This is a genomic window from Streptomyces sp. NPDC042002, from assembly GCF_055588305.1.
The window spans coordinates 23,418-42,616 of record NZ_JBVJCT010000054.1 but is presented as its reverse complement, the minus strand read 5'-3'; the positions used below and the strand labels follow the sequence as shown (position 1 = coordinate 42,616).

The 19,199-nt window shown below is 71.8% G+C and carries 20 protein-coding genes and 1 pseudogene; 13 read left to right on the top strand and 8 right to left on the bottom strand.

The genetic code is table 11. The annotated features are described in order from the left end of the window. Both ACZ6KY_RS39470 and zapE read right to left on the bottom strand, forming a co-directional pair. Window positions 1-371 (bottom strand): SPFH domain-containing protein (locus ACZ6KY_RS39470; protein WP_469315087.1); only part of this gene is annotated, 371 nt, incomplete at its 3' end. A gap of 117 nt (window positions 372-488) precedes the next feature. After that, window positions 489-1,634, bottom strand: coding sequence for a cell division protein ZapE (gene zapE / locus ACZ6KY_RS39465; RefSeq protein ID WP_469315086.1), 1,146 nt, complete (start codon window positions 1,632-1,634; stop codon window positions 489-491). On the opposite strand from zapE, the gene ACZ6KY_RS39460 reads away from it, so the two are divergent. The 6 genes from ACZ6KY_RS39460 to ACZ6KY_RS39435 all read left to right on the top strand — a co-directional run bounded on the left by ACZ6KY_RS39460 (window position 1,633) and on the right by ACZ6KY_RS39435 (window position 5,741). Continuing rightward, entirely contained in the window at window positions 1,633-2,427 is a 795-nt protein-coding gene (locus tag ACZ6KY_RS39460) for a pyrimidine reductase family protein (protein ID WP_469315085.1), read from the top strand. The genes zapE and ACZ6KY_RS39460 overlap by 2 nt on opposite strands. 131 nt (window positions 2,428-2,558) lie before the next feature. Then, window positions 2,559-3,032, top strand: a complete 474-nt coding sequence (locus ACZ6KY_RS39455; protein ID WP_469315084.1) for an indole-3-glycerol phosphate synthase — start codon at window positions 2,559-2,561, stop codon at window positions 3,030-3,032. Window positions 3,033-3,263: 231 nt separating this feature from the next. Then, window positions 3,264-4,652 (top strand): UDP-N-acetylmuramate--L-alanine ligase, encoded by a 1,389-nt coding sequence (gene murC, locus ACZ6KY_RS39450; RefSeq protein ID WP_469315083.1) that lies wholly within the window; start codon window positions 3,264-3,266, stop codon window positions 4,650-4,652. A gap of 45 nt (window positions 4,653-4,697) precedes the next feature. Then, entirely contained in the window at window positions 4,698-5,105 is a 408-nt protein-coding gene (gene msrB / locus ACZ6KY_RS39445) for a peptide-methionine (R)-S-oxide reductase MsrB (protein ID WP_469315082.1), read from the top strand. 143 nt (window positions 5,106-5,248) lie between these two features. Continuing rightward, a complete protein-coding gene (locus ACZ6KY_RS39440) occupies window positions 5,249-5,467 on the top strand; it encodes a hypothetical protein (RefSeq protein ID WP_469315081.1) in 219 nt (72 codons plus the stop codon). Further along, window positions 5,400-5,741 carry a DUF7737 domain-containing protein gene (locus tag ACZ6KY_RS39435; protein ID WP_469315088.1) on the top strand — a complete coding sequence of 114 codons (342 nt, stop codon included), beginning with the start codon at window positions 5,400-5,402 and terminating at the stop codon, window positions 5,739-5,741. The genes ACZ6KY_RS39440 and ACZ6KY_RS39435 overlap by 68 nt, the downstream gene beginning before the upstream one ends. A gap of 31 nt (window positions 5,742-5,772) precedes the next feature. On the opposite strand, the gene ACZ6KY_RS39430 is transcribed toward ACZ6KY_RS39435, so the two are convergent. Beyond that, a complete protein-coding gene (locus tag ACZ6KY_RS39430; RefSeq protein ID WP_469315080.1) occupies window positions 5,773-6,897 on the bottom strand; it encodes a lysylphosphatidylglycerol synthase transmembrane domain-containing protein in 1,125 nt (374 codons plus the stop codon). A 356-nt stretch (window positions 6,898-7,253) separates the two neighbouring features. Here ACZ6KY_RS39430 and ACZ6KY_RS39425 point away from each other — a divergent pair, with 356 nt between their 5' ends. Beyond that, entirely contained in the window at window positions 7,254-8,666 is a 1,413-nt protein-coding gene (locus ACZ6KY_RS39425; RefSeq protein ID WP_469315079.1) for a YhgE/Pip domain-containing protein, read from the top strand. A gap of 38 nt (window positions 8,667-8,704) precedes the next feature. Here the strand turns inward: ACZ6KY_RS39425 and ACZ6KY_RS39420 are convergent, their stop codons facing one another. Then, on the bottom strand, window positions 8,705-9,607 hold the full coding sequence (locus ACZ6KY_RS39420; protein ID WP_469315078.1) for a LysR family transcriptional regulator: 903 nt from the start codon (window positions 9,605-9,607) through the stop codon (window positions 8,705-8,707). A gap of 98 nt (window positions 9,608-9,705) precedes the next feature. Further along, window positions 9,706-10,677: an AraC-like ligand-binding domain-containing protein gene (locus ACZ6KY_RS39415; protein WP_469315077.1), complete on the bottom strand. Its 972-nt coding sequence runs from the start codon at window positions 10,675-10,677 to the stop codon at window positions 9,706-9,708. Window positions 10,678-10,883: 206 nt separating this feature from the next. Between ACZ6KY_RS39415 and ACZ6KY_RS39410 the strand changes: the two are divergent. The 5 genes and pseudogenes from ACZ6KY_RS39410 to ACZ6KY_RS39390 all read left to right on the top strand — a co-directional run. Further along, a pseudogene (locus tag ACZ6KY_RS39410) lies at window positions 10,884-12,221 on the top strand (ATP-binding protein); the annotation flags it as partial. A 338-nt stretch (window positions 12,222-12,559) separates the two neighbouring features. Continuing rightward, window positions 12,560-12,973: a roadblock/LC7 domain-containing protein gene (locus ACZ6KY_RS39405; RefSeq protein WP_355840032.1), complete on the top strand. Its 414-nt coding sequence runs from the start codon at window positions 12,560-12,562 to the stop codon at window positions 12,971-12,973. Then, window positions 12,970-13,335: a DUF742 domain-containing protein gene (locus ACZ6KY_RS39400; protein WP_469315076.1), complete on the top strand. Its 366-nt coding sequence runs from the start codon at window positions 12,970-12,972 to the stop codon at window positions 13,333-13,335. Before ACZ6KY_RS39405 ends, ACZ6KY_RS39400 begins: the two co-directional genes overlap by 4 nt. Then, on the top strand, window positions 13,313-13,915 hold the full coding sequence (locus tag ACZ6KY_RS39395; RefSeq protein WP_469315075.1) for a GTP-binding protein: 603 nt from the start codon (window positions 13,313-13,315) through the stop codon (window positions 13,913-13,915). Before ACZ6KY_RS39400 ends, ACZ6KY_RS39395 begins: the two co-directional genes overlap by 23 nt. Beyond that, the gene (locus tag ACZ6KY_RS39390) at window positions 13,912-15,291 is read left to right on the top strand and encodes a cytochrome P450 (RefSeq protein ID WP_469315074.1); all 1,380 of its coding nucleotides are present in this window, start codon (window positions 13,912-13,914) and stop codon (window positions 15,289-15,291) included. The genes ACZ6KY_RS39395 and ACZ6KY_RS39390 overlap by 4 nt, the downstream gene beginning before the upstream one ends. Before the next feature lie 16 nt (window positions 15,292-15,307). Here the strand turns inward: ACZ6KY_RS39390 and ACZ6KY_RS39385 are convergent, their stop codons facing one another. The 3 genes from ACZ6KY_RS39385 to ACZ6KY_RS39375 all read right to left on the bottom strand — a co-directional run bounded on the left by ACZ6KY_RS39385 (window position 15,308) and on the right by ACZ6KY_RS39375 (window position 17,806). Further along, on the bottom strand, window positions 15,308-16,552 hold the full coding sequence (locus ACZ6KY_RS39385) for a cytochrome P450 family protein (protein WP_469315073.1): 1,245 nt from the start codon (window positions 16,550-16,552) through the stop codon (window positions 15,308-15,310). Window positions 16,553-16,718: 166 nt separating this feature from the next. Next, entirely contained in the window at window positions 16,719-17,132 is a 414-nt protein-coding gene (locus ACZ6KY_RS39380) for a DUF6114 domain-containing protein (RefSeq protein ID WP_469315072.1), read from the bottom strand. Beyond that, window positions 17,132-17,806 (bottom strand): DUF6230 family protein, encoded by a 675-nt coding sequence (locus ACZ6KY_RS39375; RefSeq protein WP_469315071.1) that lies wholly within the window; start codon window positions 17,804-17,806, stop codon window positions 17,132-17,134. Before ACZ6KY_RS39375 ends, ACZ6KY_RS39380 begins: the two co-directional genes overlap by 1 nt. A gap of 723 nt (window positions 17,807-18,529) precedes the next feature. Here ACZ6KY_RS39375 and ACZ6KY_RS39370 point away from each other — a divergent pair. Then, window positions 18,530-19,195: a Tat pathway signal sequence domain protein gene (locus ACZ6KY_RS39370; protein ID WP_469315070.1), complete on the top strand. Its 666-nt coding sequence runs from the start codon at window positions 18,530-18,532 to the stop codon at window positions 19,193-19,195. Window positions 19,196-19,199: the final 4 nt, after the last annotated feature.

The window sequence follows — 19,199 nt, the reverse complement described above, 5'->3', positions numbered from 1 at the left end:
ATGATCGAACGCAGCGACGTCTGTGCCATCTGGGAGACCGCGAAGCGGTAGTCCTCGACCTTGATGACCGCGTCGGCCGCGTCCACCACCCTGAAGTAGACGACCGCGTCCACCCGGACCGTCACGTTGTCCCGCGTGATGCCCTCCTGGGCCGGCACGGACAGGGTCACGATCTGCATGTTGACCTTGCGCAGCCGGTCCACGAAGGGCACGACCATGGTGAACCCGGGGGAGCGGACCTCCCCGGCGAGCCGCCCCAGACGGAGGACGACCCCGCGCTCGTACTGCTTGACGACCCTGGCGCCGGCCGCGACATAGACCACACCGGCGGAAGCGGCCACCGCGACAGCCGCGATGAGTTCCTGGACCATGACGACCCCCTTCCGAGTCGCCCAGTTTGTCTCTCTTCTCCACTTTACGTCGCGGGGGCGGGGTTGTTGCCGGGCCGGCCGGCAGGAAATCGTGCGCTCCCGCTGTTCGCGATGGGCCTAGGCTCCCCGGCCCTCCACGAGCGGCTTCGCGTCACGGGCGAGCGCGGTCAGGCGGGAGATCGCGCGGAAGTACTTCTTGCGGTAGCCGCCGTTCAGCATCTCCTCGCTGAACAGCTGGTCGAACGGCATTCCGGAGGCGAGGACCGGCACCTCGCGGTCGTACAGCCGGTCGGCGAGGACCACGAGCCGCAGCGCCGTCGACTGGTCCGGGACGGGCTGGACGTCGGTGAGGCAGACCACCCCGATCCCGTCGGTCAGGGCGCCGTACCGGCTGGGGTGGACGCGGGCGAGATGGTCCAGCAGGTGCGGGAAGTCGTCCAGGGACGCGCCTTCGGTGGCGTACGCCGCCTTGGTGACCTCCTCGTCGGAGAACGGGGCGGGCGCCTCGGGCAGCCCGCGGTGGCGGTAGTCCTCACCGTCGATGCGCAGCGGACGGAAGCGCGCGGACAGGCCCTGGATCTCCCGCAGGAAGTCGGCGGAGGCGAACCGGCCCTCGCCGAGCTTGCCCGGAAGCGTGTTCGAGGTGGCCGCGAGGGCGACGCCCGCGTCGACCAGCTTGCCGAGCAGGGTGGAGACGAGGACGGTGTCGCCCGGGTCGTCGAGTTCGAACTCGTCGATGCACAGGAGGCGGTGCTCGGAGAGGGTCTGCACGGTCTTCTGGAAGCCGAGCGCGCCCACCAGGTTCGTCAGCTCCACGAAGGTGCCGAACGCCTTGAGCGCGGGCTCCGCCGGGGTCGCGTGCCACAGGGAGGCCAGGAGGTGGGTCTTGCCGACGCCGTAGCCGCCGTCCAGGTAGACGCCCCGGGGGCCGGCCGGTGTCTTCGGGGCCTTGCCGAAGCCGAACAGCCTCCGCTTGGGCGCGCCCACGGCGTGTGCCCCGCCCAGCCCCGCGGCGAAGCCTTCGAGGATGCCCACGGCCTCGGTCTGGCTGGGCTGGTTCGGGTCAGGGATGTACGTGGCGAAGCGGACCGAGTCGAAGCGCGGCGGCGGCACCATCTCGGCGACGAGCCGGTCGGCGGGGACGTGCGGCTCGCGGGCGCACAGGGACAGGGGTGCCGCTTCGGCTATCGGGTCGATCGCGGAGGCGGTGGAGGTGGACGACACGGTTCCCCACTCTATGCGCCGTGCCAGACTGCACGTCATGCGACGCCTGTTCCCTGTGACCTACGAAACAGCAGCCCAGGCCTCCGCCGGGGCCTCCGTGACGGATGCGGCCGAGCGGGAATGGGAGCTCGGCGAACTGGCGGAGGCGTACGCCTACCCCGAGGTCCAGGGGCCCTGGCTGCGGGCCAACATGGTGTCCACGCTCGACGGCGCGGCCCAGCACGACGGGCGCTCGCAGCCCATCTCCAACGCCACCGACATGCGGATCTTCGGCGTCCTCAGAGGGCTCGCGGACGTCGTGGTCGTCGGCGCGGAGACCGTACGGCAGGAGGGGTACCGGCCGGCACGCGCGCGTGAGGCCTTCGCGGCACTCCGGAAGGCCGCCGGACAGGGCCCCGCCCCCGCGATCGCGGTGGTCACGGCGAGCCTCGACCTGGACTTCTCGCTGCCGCTCTTCACCTCGCCCCTGGTGCCCACGCTGGTGCTGACCGGCGCCGCGGCCGCCCCGGACCGGATCGCGGCGGCCGGGCGGGCGGGCGCACAGGTGGTCGTCGCCGGGGACGGCGAGGGGATCGATCCCGCCCATGCGGTACGGGCCCTGGGCGACCTCGGGCACACCCGGCTGCTGACCGAGGGCGGGCCCCGGCTGCTGGGCCAGCTGATCGCGGCCGGTGTGCTGGACGAGATGTGTCTGACGCTGGCCCCGATGCTCGCCGCGGGCGGCGCCCAGCGAATCGCCGGGGGGCCCTCGGTGCCGGTTCCGCGCCAGCTCGAACTGGTGTCTTTGCTGGAAGAGGCCGGGTTCCTGTACGGCCGATACCGTCGGCCCTGACAAGCGGACGGAACAGTCGGTTCCGGTTATCTTCCGACGGGCACACCAAATCGCGCAGTACCCGTGCGATCACGGGGCAGGATGGTTTCCGCAGGGGCCGGGACGGCCCACGGACGAGAAGGGCGCCTGTCGTGTTCACAAGCGTATTGATGATCGAGAAGGCCCTGACGTCCGCCGACGTGGAGTTCGTCACGACCTTGCACGGTGACGAGGCGGTCGCCTTCCACGTGCTGCTCCAGCCCCGGGGCGACCAGGCGGACCGGCTGCTGCGGGCCATCGACGACGTCGCGCTCGGCGAGATCGACGAGGCGACCCGCGAGGGCGACACACCGGAGGGCGAGGCGGCCGCCAGCCAGGGCGAGCAGGCGCTGGAGGTCTCGCTGCTGGCCCTGCGCGCGTCCGGCAGCGCGGCCGAGGGCCGGCTCATCGAGGACCACCCGCTCGACGCGCTGAAGGGCCTGGTCGACGAGGTGGAGGCCGACGAGGTCATCGTGCTGACCGACCCCCACTACGTGGAGGAGTTCTTCCACCGCGACTGGGCCTCCCGGGCCCGCCACAAGGTGGGCGTCCCGGTGCTGAAGCTGTTCTCGCACAGCAAGGTGTGAGCGGGCCCCGAGTTCCGGGGCCCCTTGCGGGGCGTGGGTGCGGCGCGGTGCCGAGCCCCCGGGCGCGGGTGGCGTACCCCTGGGTCCCAGCTGGGTGTCCGCCCCGGATGGCCGGGGCGGGTTCGCCGGTGTCCCTTGTGAGGCGCTGTCCGCCGCACCCCATAGGCTGGGTCCGCGTTCTCTTCGGGAGAGCGCGCCCACCTTCGTACCGGATCTTGGGGAGATACACGCATGGCACCCGGCCTTCCTACCGCGATGGACCGACCGCACTTCATCGGCATCGGCGGCGCCGGGATGTCGGGCATCGCGAAGATCCTCGCGCAGCGCGGGGCCCAGGTGGCGGGCAGCGACGCGAAGGAGTCCGCGACCGCCGAGGCGCTGCGCGCGCTGGGCGCCACGGTGCACATCGGGCACGCGGCCGACCACCTCGCCCCCGACGCCACCTGCGTCGTGGTCTCCTCCGCGATCCGCGCGGACAACCCGGAGCTCGCCCGCGCCGCCGAGCTCGGTATCCCGGTGGTCCACCGCTCGGACGCCCTCGCCCGCCTGATGGACGGCCTGCGCCCGATCGCGGTCGCGGGCACCCACGGCAAGACGACCACCACGTCGATGCTGGCCGTGTCCCTGTCGTCGCTCGGCCTCTCGCCGTCGTACGCCATCGGCGGCGACCTCGACGCCCCCGGTTCGAACGCCCTGCACGGCGAGGGCGAGATCTTCGTCGCCGAGGCCGACGAGTCGGACCGCAGCTTCCACAAGTACGCGCCCGAGGTCGCGATCATCCTCAACGTCGAGCTCGACCACCACGCCAACTACGCGTCCATGGAAGAGATCTACGAGTCCTTCGAGACGTTCGTGGACCGCGTCACCGAGGGCGGCACGCTGGTGATCTCGGCGGACCACGAGGGCGCCCGCGAGCTGACCCGCCGGGTCACGGGACGTGACGTGCGCGTGGTGACGTACGGCGACGCCGCCGACGCCGACGTCCGGGTGCTCTCGGTGGTCCCGCACGGCCTGAAGAGCGAGGTGACGGTGCTGCTGGACGGCACCGAGCTGACCTTCACGGTCTCCGTCCCCGGCCGTCACTACGCGCACAACGCGGTGGCCGCGCTGGCCGCGGGTGTCGCGCTGGGCATCCCGGCCGCCGAGCTGGCCCCCGCGCTCGCCTCGTACACCGGCGTGAAGCGCCGCCTCCAGCTGAAGGGCGAGGCGGCCGGCGTCCAGGTCATCGACTCCTACGCGCACCACCCGACCGAGATGACCGCCGACCTGGAGGCCATGCGGGCCGGCACCTCGGGCCGCATCCTCGTGGTCTTCCAGCCGCATCTCTTCTCCCGCACCCAGGAGCTGGGCAAGGAGATGGGCGAGGCCCTGTCGCTGGCGGACTCCTCGGTCGTCCTGGACATCTACCCGGCCCGCGAGGACCCGATCCCGGGTGTCACCAGCGAGCTGATCCTGCGGGCCGCACGGGCCGCGGGCGCCGAGGTGACCCCGGTCCACGACAAGGCCGAGGTGCCGTCCGTCGTCGCGGGAATGACGAAGCCCGGTGATCTCGTTCTCACCATGGGCGCGGGCGACGTGACGGATCTCGGACCGGAGATCCTCGCCCGGCTGTCCGAGTGACCGTGGCCCCCAGCGGGCCTCCTTGAGCGTGAGGGGTTGAGCTTCATGTCGTACGACATCGAAAAGCCGGACGAGCAGTGGCGCGCGGAGCTGACCCCGGCCGAGTACACGGTGCTGCGCAAGGCGGGCACCGAGCCCGCCTTCACCGGCGAGTACACCGACACCAAGACGACGGGCGTCTACTCCTGTCGCGCCTGCGGCGCCGAACTCTTCACCTCCACGGAGAAGTTCGAGTCGCACTGCGGCTGGCCGTCCTTCTACGACCCGAAGGACTCCGACGCCGTCGAGCTGATCCAGGACCGTTCGCACGGCATGACACGCACCGAGGTGCGCTGCGCCCGCTGCGGATCGCACCTCGGCCATGTCTTCGAGGGCGAGGGGTACGCGACTCCGACGGATCAGCGGTACTGCATCAACTCGATCTCGTTGCGGCTGGCTCAGGACGAGACGTGAGCATTTGAGCGCGGGTGAAGCGGGGTCGGCTCCAGTCAGGGCCGGCCCCGTCGCTGTTCCCGGTGCTGGATCCGCCGGTAGCCCGTGATCACGGTGGTGCCGGAGTCGATCGCGTTGTCAGTCCCCTCTGCCACTATCCCGCCATGCTGTACGACGCCTTGGTGGCCGGATCCCGAAGGAACGACTCACTCGACGACGTGAGGTCCGCCGCGCTCGACCGCGTCCGCTGGCTCGTCGATCTCCTGGAACGTCAGCGGACCGAGTTCCGCGCCACCGAGTACGACATGGGCTCGTATCCTGCCGCGCCTGAAGATCGCCGGCCGGTGCTCGCTCGACGGCCGCTTCCTGATCGTCCGTGGTGAGCTGCGCACGTACAAGATCCACCTGGGCTCGGCCAACATCCTGATGCAGCCGGACGACAGCTACCTGTGCATCGTCCCGGCGCGGCGCCCGGGGGACGGAAAGGCGTTCCTGCCGTTCGAGGACGACCGGTTCTCCCCGATCCTCAGCAAGGCGCTCCTGCTGGCCGCCGACACGAAGATCACCGACGAGTCCGTCCTCACGCAGATCAAACGGGGTGCCCGAACTGCTGCGCCCGCTGTCGGCCGGGACGTCGGCGTGGGCGGCCCACGGTGATCCTCCGTCCTGCTTCCGCGCCGACCTTGTTTCACAGCACCTCGCGGTGCACCAGGGCCGAGAGGACGAGCGTGCCCGGGAGCAGGGGGAGCCAGACCGTCAGGACGCGGTAGCCGATGACGGTGGCCGTCGACAGGTCCATCGGGGCGCCCAGCGCGACCATGGTGAACACCAGGGCCGCGTCCACCGGGCCGATTCCGCCCGGCGCGGGTACGGCGCCCACGGCGGTACTGGCGATCAGCAGCGCGAGCACCACCTGCGCCCACGACAACGGCAGCCCGAGCGAGAAGCCGACCGACGCGATCACGCTTCCCTGGAGCACCGGAGCGGCGGCCGACCCGCCCCAGAGGGCGAGTACGCGGCTGGGCCGGGTGTGCAGGATCCGTACATCGGTCAGCGCGGTGCGCAGGAAGTCGACGGCCGGGCGGCGCAGCGGACGGACGATCTTCAGAAGCAGGCAGGCGGTCGTGAGACCGAGCACCACGCTTCCTCCCGCCAGGAACAGCGCCCAGCGGTCCGGGGCGAGTTCGCCGAGCCGGAGGGTGTCCTCGAAGGCCACCGGGAAGAGGATGAGCACCGGCATCTTCGCCACCGGCTTGACCAGCGAGTACAGGGCGAGCGAGGCGGTCGCCCGAGGCAGCGGTATGCCTCGGTTCTGAAGGAAGCGCAGAGTGACCGCATGGGCGCCGATGCTCGCCGGCAGCACGTGGTTGGCGGCGCCGGCGGCGAACTGCGACGCCAGCAGGAGGCCGGGCGGCAGCCTTTCCGGCAGGGCGCCCTGACGGACGCACGCGGCGGCCACCCAGCCCAGCAGGGTGAAGAAGACCCCGGCGAGCAGCCACCAGGGATCGGCCGCACCCAGCCGGGTGACGCCGTCGCGCAGCGCGCGCCGGTCCAGCCCCACCCATGTCCCGATCAGCAGCAGGGGGAGCAGCGCCAATACCAGGCGGGTGAGGCGGGTGAGGCGGGTGACGGACGTGAGACGGGAGGGGGAGGGGGCGATGGAAGGAGGGTGGGTCGCGCACGGTGAATCGCTGGGGGCGGGCGTGGGGGTGGGTGCGCATGCGGGTGCGGGGACCGATGCGGCGACAGGTGCGGCGAGTGGCGTGGGTGTGAGGGTGGGGGCGGGGAGGCTTTCGAGCGGGGGCAGGGACACGGCGCACGTCGTCCTTCCGCGTCACGCCCGCGTACGGACGGACGGATCCGAGGCGATGCAACGGGGACGGGGGAAACGTTCCCGTTCGGTGTGACGCCATGGTGTCCGGGAGGGGAAGGGGGACCAGCGTGTGAGCGACAGCGCGGGCGATGCCGACGCGGGGGGAGGGCGCGGTCCGAGCGGACCGGCCGGTGCGGTCGCTGTGCCCGGGCCCCGAGGGCGCGTCGGCGTCCGGCGAGTCGCCGTCCGTGACGCGCGCGTACCCCCGATCCTGACCTGACGTGCGGCCCCGGACTCCCCGGCCGGGCCGCGCGCCCACCGCCGCTCCCGTGCCGCCCCGGAACCTACGGAGAACCATGGACGCCGACAGCAATCACCCCGCGGACGACGGCGACGAGGACGCCATGGGCACGGGCAGCGGTGACGCCGGGCGCACCGGCGGCCCTGGCGGCACCGGGGCCGGCCGGGGTGACCGCGTCGGTGCCCCCGCCCAGGCGCGTGCCGCCGCGCTCCTGCGCCGTCCGAAACTGTGGCTGCTGCCCACCGTGCTGACGGGGCTGCTCGCGCTGCTGCTGTCGCTGCTCTACATGGGCGGCATCGTCAACCCGAACCGGCATCTGCACGACCTGCCGATCGGCCTGGTCAACGAGGACACCGGCAAACCGTCTCCGGGGCAGCGGCAGAACGTGGGCACCCAGGTCACCGCGGCCGTCGTCACGAGCGACACCTCCGGCACGGTCGACTGGCGCAGACTCACCCGCGCCCAGGCCCAGGACCAGCTCTCCTCCGGCAAGATCTACGGCGCCCTGGTCGTCCCCAGGGATTTCACCGACTCCCTGACCGCGCTGACCACGGCTAACGCCACGGTCCGGCCCACCATGACGGTGCTGACCAACCCCGGTATGGGCAGCCTCGGTTCGTCCCTCGCCGGCCGGATCACCACGGCTGCCGCGCAGCAGGCCTCCACGACCATCGGCAAGGAACTGTCGGCGTCCCCCGTCACGGCCAAGGCGGACTCCACCACGCGGCTGCTCCTCGCCGACCCCGTCCAGGTCGTCACCCGGGTCGGGCACCCCATCGGCCAGCACAGCGGTCTCGGGCTGAGCGCGTTCTACTACACCCTGCTCCTGGTGCTGGCCGGATTCCTCGGCGGCAACCTCATCAGTACCGGCGTCGACACGGCCCTCGGCTACGCCGACAACGAGATCGGCCCCTGGCACACCCGCCGCCCGACCGTGCCGATCAACCGCACCCAGACCCTGCTCCTGAAGATGCTCATGACCGCCGGGATCACCGTGCTCACGGTCTCCCTGGTCATGCTGGCCACCGTCGCGATCCTCGGCATGGACGCCACCCACCTGCCCCTGCTGTGGATCTACTCCTACTGCGCGAGCCTCGCCGTCGGACTGGGCGTCCAGGCGATCAACGCGGCGTTCGGCGGGATCGGGCAGCTCGTGTCCATGTTCGTGTTCATCGTGCTGGGCCTGCCGTCCTCGGGCGCCACCGTGCCGCTCCAGGCGGTCCCCGGCTTCTACCGCTTCCTGTCCGTCTTCGAGCCCATGCGCCAGCTCAGCGACGGGGTGCGCGCCATCCTCTTCTTCGACGCGCGCGCCGACGCCGGCCTGGGACGCGCCTGGCTCATGATCGGTATCGGCGCCGTCCTCGCCCTCGTCTTCGGCTTCGCGATGACCCGCTACTACGACCGCAAGGGCCTGACCCGCCTGACCCCCCAGCCGGCCCACCCCGCCCAACCCGCCGGATCCGCCTGACCAGCACCCCACTGCCACCGAACCGAGGGAGCACGTCCTCAGGGCATGTGCCGCAGCAGTGCGGTGACCGTCGGCGAGGTGTCGCCGCGGGGGTGGACCATCACGATCTTCCAGTGGGGTGCGTGCCGGGCGAAGGCGTGGGTGCTGAGGTCGGGGAACTGCTCCGCGATCGAGGCGGGCATGACGCAGACGCCCAGGTCGCCCCGGACGAGTTCGGCCGCGGCGACGATGTCGTCGACCTCGAAGGTCGTCTCCCGCTCCACCGCCGCGGCACGGAACGCACGGTCGACGGAGAGGCGGATGGCCCAGCCCGGGGTGAAGTCCACCAGCGGCAGCCGGGCGGTCTCGGCCAGCGTGACCGTGCCGTCCGGGCCGGTCCCGGCGAGCGTGACCGTGCCGTCCGGGCCGGTCCCGGTGAGCGCCCGCCGCGGGGCGGACACCAGCACCATCTCCTCGTACGACAGCAGCCTGGTCACCAGACCGCGCTGCCGCTGCCGGTCGAGCGCGACCACGGCCAGGTCGACGGTCCCCTCGCGCAGCGCGTGCCGGATGTCGGTCACGGACACCTGCCGCAAGCGCACCACCACGCCCGGATGCTCGGCGCGCAGTGCGGCCAGCGGCCGGTGGAGGCCGGCCCAGACGCCCTGCGTCGTACCGATCGTGATCCTGCCCCGCAGCTGTCCGCGGAGCAGGTCGACGGTCGCCCGCGCCTGTTCCGCCGCCCGCAGCGCGGCGCGGGCCGCCGGGACGAAGACCTCGCCCGCCGGGGTCAGGAACACCCGGTGCGTGGTGCGGTCGAACAGGGGGGTGCCCAGCTCCCGTTCCAGCGCGAGGACCGTGCTCGACACGGCGGACTGCACCACGTGCAGCCGCTGGGCCGCCGCGGTGAAACCGCCCTCCTCGGCCACCGCGACCACGACCTCCATCTGCCGCAGATCCATCTCCGCTCCCGAAGCAGCAGCCCGTCTCCGACGGGTCCTGTCCTGTGTCGATTGTCCCAGGCCGTACGCGCGGGGGAGGGCTCGGCGGCCGTGCCCGGTCACGTTCCGCGGACGCCGTTGCGCATCTCCCGTGGGCTCACCCCGAAGCGCTGCCGGAACGCTGTGCTCAGGGCGCTCGCCGACGAGAACCCCGAGGCGTACGCCAGATCGGTGATGGTCAGGCGTTCGCAGTCGCCGCACTGGAGGCGTTCACGGACCAGGCGCAGGCGCTCCTCGCGGATCAGGTCGCGGGGGGTGGTGCCCGCGTGCTGCAGGGCCAGTTGGATCTGGCGCAGCGACCAGCCGAGGGCGTGGGCCACGGACGTGCCGGTGAGGCCGGGATCGGCGGCGTTCTCGCGGACGTGGCGGCGGACCGCCGTCTCCACGTCGGTCAGGTGGCGGGCCCCGTCGGGGCGGTCGTCGCCGGTGGCGAGCATGCACAGCAGCTCGACCACACGGTCGGACACGGCGTTGAACTGGGAGTCGGTGAGATCGTCGCGCTCGGCGTACAGACCGTCGAGCATCGAGCGGACGACGCGGCCGAGGCCCCTGCTCAGGTCGAGGCCGGTGGCCAGCGGCGACCTGCGGTTCAGCGGGCCGTCCACCTCACGGGCCGGGATCGTGAGGACGAACGCCTGGGTGGAGGCGTCCTGGAGGCACTGGAAGGGCGACCCGAAGGAGACGAGCGTGCCCGTCCCCGGAGTCAGCCTGGCCTCGTGACCGTCCTGGCGCAGGACGATCTCCCCGCTCAGCGGCAGCAGTAACCGGTAGTCCCCGTCGGGGTCCTCGCGGATCTGCCGCGCGGTCCTGCTGTACTCGATCTCGTCCGACCGGAACCTGACGAGTTGATACGCCTCCGTGCGCTGACGCACCGTCTCACCGCGGAAGTCGTCGGTACGGCTGTACCGGTACCCCATCCGGGACTGGTGCGAATCGATGTGCGCGCTCCAGAAGTCGGTCCGCTCCCACGGTTCCACCGCACCCGTCGACCGGGTCTCCACCAGGTAGTTTCCCGCAGGCAACGACACCATCGACTCCCGCGTGGGTGAGGGCAGTTACGCGGTGTCAGCCTAGTGCACACAGCCGGTGCGCATGACGGCAACTTCCTTGCGCGCCGGGGCAAGCGCGGACGCCGTCGCGCGGCTACCGTCATGCGCCGCGCCAACTCGCGCCCCACCCCTCACTTTTCGTGCTTCCGCCCCAGTAACGCGTCTCTGCACAAGAGGACTTGAGGACCATGACCGATCGGATACCGGAGGCCGCGTCCTGGTGCCTGGCCGCCGGCCTGCTCGCCGTCACCGTGCTGCTGCTGCGCCAGCGAGGGATCAGCACGCGGCAGCGGCGGCGGGCCGCCGGGCTCGCGGAGGACCTGCGGGCCCGCGACGAGGAGCTGCGCCACCTGGCCGAGGTCCGCCTGCCCGCCCTGGAGGACGCCCCCCACCAGCACGTTCCCACGGGTGTCCCGGCCGCCGGGCCGCTCGACGCCCGGCTGGCCGGCACGGACTTCGCGAAGCACCTCGACAGCGTCCTCGAACGCTTCTCGGAAGCGGTGGGACACGCGCAGGCGCGCGCCGACCAGTCCGCGAAGTCCGCGCTCAAGGCGTCGATGCGTTCGATCCAGGCCCTCGCCAACGAGCAGCAGGTGTCCATCGCGCAGATGCAGGACCGGCACGACCACCCCGACGTGCTGCGCGACCTTCTCGAAATCGACCACACCAACGCCCAGTTCGGCCGTCGTGCCCAGGCCATCGCCGTGCTGTGCGGCTCCTGGCCCGGACGGCAGCGCAGCACCTCCGCGCTGACCGAGGTGGTGCGCGGCGCGACCTCCCGTGTCCGCGACTACCGGCGCGTCCGCGTCAACGGACAGGTCGACATCGCCGTCGAGAGCCGCTCGGTCGAACCGGTGGTCCTCGCCGTCGCCGAGCTGCTGGACAACGCGGCACGCCACTCGCAGCCCGACACCACCGTCGAGGTCACCGTCCAGCCGGCGCACAACGGCGCCTGCGTGGTCATCGACGACGCCGGTGTCGGTATGGACGGCCAGGCGACCGGGCGGGCCGCCGCGCTGCTGACCGGCCGCGACCCGGTGGACGTGACCCGGCTCGACGATCCGCCGCAGTTCGGCTTCGCCGTCATCGGCGTGCTCGCCGCACGGTACGGCTTCAGCGTCTCGGTGGACACGCGGTCCCCGTACGGCGGTGTCCGCGCCGTGGTGTTCCTGCCGTCGACGCTGCTCACGCATCTGGCCCCGGAGGTGGAGGTGCCGCCGCGGGCGGAGCCCTCGCGGACGGCAGGGCGGCCGGTGGGTCCGGGGGCGGCTTCCCGGGCGCCGCTGCGTCCCACGCGTCGGGCGGCCGCGCCCGTCGAGACGACGACGGCCGGTGGCCTGCCGAAGCGGCGGCGCCGCGGCCCGGAGCAGGCGCCCGCCGCCGAGCGGCCCGCCGCCGTGCCTGCCGCCCTGCCCACCGAGGACGTCAGCGCGCGGTCGGCCGAGGAGAACGCCCGGCGCATGGGCGCGTTCGCCCGCGGCACCCGCTTCGGCCGCGCGGAGCGGGACACCACCGGCACCCCGGCGGCCCCGCAACCGCCCGACGCCCCCGGAACCCCGGAAGCCTCCGCGCCGTCGGACACCCCGCTGTCGTCCACGGGTGCCCCAGCGACGCAGGCGGACGCCCTGGTGATGCCGACGCACGCTCGGGTGACGCCGACGAATTCCCCCGTGCCGCCCGCGCCGGCCCCCGTGCCGCCTACGCAGGCCACGGTGAGGTCGACGCACGCTCCGGTGACGTCGACGGATGCCTCTGTGATGGCGGCGGATGTCCTCGCGGCGACGGCAGGCACCCCCGCGATGTCCACGGGCGCGCCCGTGACGTCGTACGGAACACCCCACTCGATCGAAGGGAGCACACAGGGATGACCGCGCCCATGACCAACGAGCTGGGGTGGATGCTCGACGAGGTGCTGAAGGTGCCGGAAGCTCGGCACGCGATCCTGCTGTCCGCCGACGGCATGCTCCGCGCCCATTCCGCGGACATCGGCCGGGACGACGCCGAGCGGCTGGCCGCGGGCCTGTCCGGCGTGCAGTCGATCAGCCGCAGCACCGCCGAGTTCTGCGGCAGCCCGGACACACCATGGCGGCAGACCCTGATCGAGTTCGCGCACGGGTACGTCTTCCTCGTCGCCGCGGGCGAGGGCACCCACCTCGCGGTGTCCACGACCGAGGACGTCGACATGGAGGCGGTCACCTACCGCATGCACAAGATGGTCGACCGGCTCGGCAAGGAGCTGACCAGCCCGGCCCGGCAGGACACCGGCAGTCCGGCATGACGCCGCCCGGACGTCGTCCCGGGGAGCGGCTGGTCCGGTCGTACGTCGTCACGGACGGTCGCTCGCATCCGTCGCGCAACACCCTCGACCTCGTCACGCTGCTGATCGCCGCCGTCGGCCCGCCGCGCGTCGGACTGAGCCCCGAGAAGCGGCGGCTGATCGAGCTGTGCCGGCCCGGGGCGCTGTCGCTGGCCGAGGTGGCAGCGCATCTGGAACTCCCCGTCAGCGTCACCAAGGTGCTGGTCGCCGACCTGATGGACACCGGTCACCTGGTCACGCGCGCGCCGATCCCCTCCGCCGGGCCGCCGTCCGACACCCGCATCCTCCAGGAGGTGCTCGATGGACTCCGCTCCCGCCTCTGAGACCAGGTACCTGCCCGAGGGCGTGCAGAGCGCCGTGAAGCTGCTGGTCGTGGGCCACTTCGCGGTCGGCAAGACCACCTTCGTCGGCGCGCTGTCCGAGATACGGCCGCTGCGCACCGAAGAGGTCATGACCCGAGCCGGCGCGCTCGTCGACGACTTGGCGGGTGCGCGGGACAAGACCACCACCACGGTCGCCCTCGACTTCGGCCGCGTCACCCTCAACGACACCCTGGTTCTCTACCTGTTCGGCGCCCCGGGGCAGCGGCGTTTCACCGGGCTCTGGCAGGACCTGACGCGCGGAGCGCTCGGCGCACTCGTTCTCGCCGACACCCGGCGCCTCGACCAGTCCTTCGAAGTCATGGGTTTACTGGAGGAGTCGGGGCTCCCGTACGCCGTCGCCCTGAACGACTTCGACGACGGGCCGGAGCACGGTCTCGCCGAGGTGCGCGACGCCCTCGACCTGCTGCCCTCCACCCCGCTGCTGCGTTGCGACGCCCGCGACCGGATCTCCGCCACCGAGACACTGATCGCCCTCGTCGCCCATCTGCTGGCCCGCACCGGCGAACTGGAGCATGCGTGAACGCCGTACCGCCCCGCGGTTGCCCGGCTCACCAGTCCCTGCACGGGCCGGAGTTCGCGGCTGGTCCCGCGGCGGTCTACGGGCGGCTGCGGCAGGCCGGGCCGACCGCGCCCGTCGAACTCGCGCCCGGTGTCCGGGCCACCCTGGTCACCGGGTACGACGCCGCCCTGCACGTCCTGCGCGGCGCGGAGACCTTCTCCAAGGACCCGCGGCGCTGGAAGGACCTGGCCGACGGCACCGTCCCGATGGACAGCCCCGTCGTCCCGATGATGATGTACCGGCCCAACGCCCTGTTCACCGACGGCGAGGAGCACAGCCGGCTGCGCGGCGCGATCACCGACACGCTCGCCCGCGTCGAGTCCAGCACCCTGCGCGAGTATGCCGAGCGCAGCGCCGACACGCTCATCGACCGGTTCGCGCCGATCGGCACGGCGGATCTGCTCGGCGAATACGCCCAGGTCCTGCCGCTGCTCGTCTTCAACCATCTCTTCGGCTGCCCCGCCGGCCACGGCGTCCGGCTGGTCGAGGGCATGTCCGGGATGTTCGACGGGGTGGACGCCGAGAAGGCGAACGAGCTGCTCACCACCACTCTGCTCGACCTGGTCGAGCTGAAGCGGCGGCGGCCCGCGCCGGACATGACGTCCTGGCTGATGGAACACCCGGCCGCGCTGACCGACGAGGAGATGATCCACACCCTCGCCGTACTGATGGGCGCCGGCACCGAACCGCAGCAGAACCTGATCGCGAACAGTCTGCGTCTGCTGCTGTCCGACGACCGCTTCGCGGGCGACCTGTCCGGCGGCACCCTGCCGGTCGAGGACGCCCTCGACGAGGTGCTCTGGACCGACCCGCCGATCGCCAACTACGCCGTGCACTACCCGCGGCACGACGTCGTGTACGAGGGCACGCTGCTGCGCGCGGGTGATCCGCTGGTGGTGAGCCTCGCCGCCGCGAACACCGATCCTGCCCTCACGAGTAGTCAACGGACGGGAAACCGAGCCCACTTGGCGTGGAGCGCGGGCCCGCACACCTGTCCCGCGAAGGGTCCGGCCCGGTTGATCGCGGCCGTCGCGGTCGAGAAGCTCCTCGACCGGATCCCGGACCTCGAACTGACGCTTCCCGTCGAGGAGTTGCGGTGGCGCCCCGGCCCGTTCCACCGCGCGCTCGCCGCCCTGCCGGTATGCTTCCCGCCCGCTCCGGCCGCCCCGGACCTCGGACGATCCGGGAACGGACCGTCCGAGGACGGACGGCTCGGGGGCGGCCGGCGGACGTCGGCGGTGGACTTCCCGGCGCCCGCCGCGGAGCCCGGGGCCCCCGCCCCCGACCGCCCGAGGAGCCGCTGGGCGCGGTCGGCGGCCTGGTGGCGCGGGGAGTGACCTGGAACCGCCGACGCTAGGAAATACGGACCGGAAGGGTGCGGTGGCCGTTGGAGATGAAGGAGTCCACCGGACGCAACTCCTCCTCCGGGACCGCGAGCCGCAGGCCCGGGAAGCGGTCGAACAGGGCCGGGAGCGCGATCCGGGCCTCCAGGCGGCCCAGCGGAGCCCCCAGGCAGCGGTGCACACCGTGGCCGAAGGCGAGGTGCTCCTTGTCGGGGCGGGTGACGTCGAACTGATCGGCGTCCTTCCCGTGGCGTTCGGGATCACGCCCGGCGGCGGCGTACGCCGCGAGGATCGCCTCGCCCTTGGCGATCACCGTCCCCGCGGGGCCGCCGAGTTCGGCGAGGGCGATGTCCTCCACGGCGTACCGCAGCGGCAGGCTCGCGACCGGCGCGTCCGCGCGCAGGGTCTCCTCGACCACGTCGTCCCAGCCGGCGCGGCCCTCCCGGACGTGCGCGAGCTGTCCGGGACGGGTGAGCAGGGCGTGCACGGCGTTGTCGATGAGGTTGACCGTCGTCTCGTGACCGGCGCTGACCATGAGCACCAGGGTGTCAAGCAGTTCCTGTTCGCTGAGCGCCGTGCCGTTCTGGTCGTCGCGGGCCGCGATGAGCCCGGAGGTCAGATCGTCACCGGGTGACTCCCGCTTTTCGGCGACGAGTTCGGTCAGAACGACGTACAACTGCTCGTAGGCGGCCGTCATTTCGCCCGGATCGGCGGAGGTGTCGAAGATGCGGTCGACGAGCTTCCGCAGTTCGGGGCCCCGCTCCTCGGGCAGTCCGAACAGCTCGCTGATGACCTGGATCGGCAGCGGGTAGCAGAATTCCTCACGCAGGTCGACGACCTGGAAGCCGCGCCCGGCCTCCTCCACGCGGTCAAGGAGCTGCCGGGTGATCTCCTCGACGCGCGGCTGGAGCGCGGCCGTGCGGCGGGCGGTGAACGCCTTGGAGACCAGGGCGCGCAGACGTCTGTGTTCACCGCCGTACGCGGTGAACATGTTCCGCACGGCCACCCAGGTGAACAGCGGCCACTCAGAAGTGATCTCGCCGCTCGCGAGCAGGGGCCAGTGCTGCCGGGCGTCCTTGGACACCCGGGGATCGGTGAGCAGCCGCTTCAGCAGCTCGGGACCGCTCACCGCCCAGGCCTGAACGCCACCGGGAAGCTCCACCCGGGCCAGCGGTCCGCTCTCGCGGATCCGGGCGGCCTCTCCGTGGATGTCGCGTCCGGTCGCGTCGATCACTAAAGGACGTGGATTTCCCATCAGGAGCCTCCCGGCAGTCGAACCCCGATTCGGCGTACGCCGCGTCACGCTACGCGACGACACGCGTCCATCGAGATACGCCCGGCGCCGGATGCGTACGGTGCCAACTTCCCTGCGCGTACAGGCAAGTCGGTGAGGGGCCCGGTTCCGTGCGGCGCCGCCCGCCTCAGGCGTGCTCGCGACGCAGCAGCCGCCTGCGCGGCTTCTGGTCGGGGAGCCAGCCGAAGGTGAGGCAGCTGCCGACGGCTCCGAGGAGCAGACCGACGAAGAAGCCGCCGAGGTTGGACGTGAGCCAGGTGCCCAGGGACAGCAGGATGCCCAGCAGGGAGTAGAACAGGCGCTGGGCCGGGTTGAAGAGGATCAGCAGGCCGCACAGCAGCATCACGGCGGGGAGCAGATAGCCGGCCAGGCCCTGCATCCCGATGTGCAGGACGACCTTCAGCGACGCCTTCTCGGTGAGGAGGATCTCCGCGCCCCCCAGGGCGAGCAGCAGCCCGCCCCAGAAGGGGCGGTGCGCACGCCACTGCCGGAACGCGGCCCGCAGGTCACGGGAGCCGTCCGTCCGCGCGTCGGCGCTCATCAGCAACCCTGGTCGCTGAAGCGGAGCCTGAGGCCGGGGAGCTTGAACACCGCCGCCGTCGTCGCGTAGTTGGTCTGGCGCAGGTTCGCGATGCGCACGGTGTCGGCCTGCTGGCTGAACACGCCCTTGGGTCCCTGGACTCCGGCCTTGTCGAGGGTGCTGGCGTCGTTGCCGATCTCGATGTTGTCGAAGGAGGCGTCGCCGGACAGTTCCGTGGAGTCGGTGGTCAGGTTGCTCGCCTGCACCTTGTTCGCCCCGCTGCCCGCCGTGATGAGCAGGTTCGTGCCGCCCAGGTCGACGCTCTGGCACAGGTGATCGAGGGTGGCGTTCTTGATCGCCGAGGTGATGATGAGGACCTGGCCGCCGGTGTCGCCGGCGTTCGGGCTGTCCTCCGCCATGTTGTCGAGGCCACCGAACTGCTCGAAGCCGGTGCCGTTCAGTTCGGTCGCGGTGACCGTGAACGGCATGCCGGAGATGGCGAACTGGACGCCGAGGGCGCCCTGGGCCGTGAGGATCATCAGCCCCGCGGCGACCGCGGTGGCCGGCAACGCCATCACGGCGGCGCGGCGCAGACGGACCCGCCCGCGTCTGTCCTGCCCGTCGGCGGCTGAACCGCTTTCCGGGGTCTCGGGCGTGGAACCGTTGGACGCCGTGGCGTCCGGGGACGAGGCCATGTCTGCTCCCTGGGCACGTTCGATGCGGGTTTCTGTGCGGGTCGGGCTCCAGTGGCACGTTGTCCTGGCGCGGACAGCGGCTGCGGCGCACGCCTCCTCGCGCCTCCCGGCGGTTGCAAGGGCTTTCTCGTTACGCAGCAGTAGCCGTCGAGGAAGTTACCGGGGGTTACATGCATGGGTCAAGGTACGTGTGGCAAAACCGTGCCGGTTGTGCCACACCTGTGAACGCACGTCGACGAAAGAGCCGTGCTGACCTTCAACTTCCCTACTGCGCCTTGACGTTGACCATCCATCAGGTCTACAACTCTCCCTGTTTCCCCGGATCCGTGGCGCCGGATCCGTCGGTCGACGCGCCCGTCACCTCCCGGACCCCGTTCTGCGCGGGGCGGTCATGGCGTGTTCCGGAGCGGCCCTGGCGCGTACGCCGAAACGGCGCGCCCCCTCGGCCGTTCCCCGTTCCCGTGGCACCGGCGCGGTCGCCTTCCCCCCGAGGGCCGTACCGGTCGCCCGGCTGTCGCCGTCGGCCCGTGGCGTACGGAGAAGGCGTCACGGACCGGCGGCGGTCTCTCCTCGCACCCCTCCCGCACACGCGCACCGGTGTCTCAACCCGCCGTCGCGCGTGGGCTGTTCCACCCCGCACACCCGCGCCACCTTCTCGACCCGCACCCCCGCGCCCCGGCGCGGTCAGGCACCCACACCCCCATCGGAGAAGAGGCACCCCCCATGCGTACTCGTTCCCTGCTCGCCCTCGTCGGCGTCGTCGCGGCCCTGTCGGCGTCCGCCGCCGTCCCCGCCTCCGCGGACGACGTCCCGGTGCTCACCACCGGCAGCACCGCCGGAACCCCCGTCGCCGTCGGCGACGTCCTCGTCGCCTCGCTGGCGAGCGGCACCAAGGCCACGCTCTATTCCAGCGCCACCGGCACGAGCGGCGTCTCGTGTTCCGCGTCGACCTTCACCGCGTCCGCCGTCGACAACCCGGCGGCCCCCGGCACGGCCACCGAGTCGGTCACCGGGCAGACCTTCGACAGCAGCTCGTGCAGCAGCAACGTCGTCGGTGTCCTCGGCGTCACCAGCATCACGGTCGACAACCTGCCGTACAGCACCGCGGTGGGCTCCGACGGAAGCGTCACGGTCACCCCGGCCGCCGGTTCCAGCATCCAGACCACGGTCAAGCTGCGTTCCCTGCTCGGCACGCTGACGTGTGTCTACCGCGCGGCGAGCCTGACCGGCACGGCGAGCAACACCGACACCGGCATCACCTTCACCAACCAGCAGTTCACCAAGTTCTCCGGCTCGTCCCTGTGCTTCAGCAGCGGCTACTTCACCGCGAAGTACGCCCCCGTGAACGACACCAGCCAGACGGACAGCCCGGTGGTCTACGTCAACTGACGCC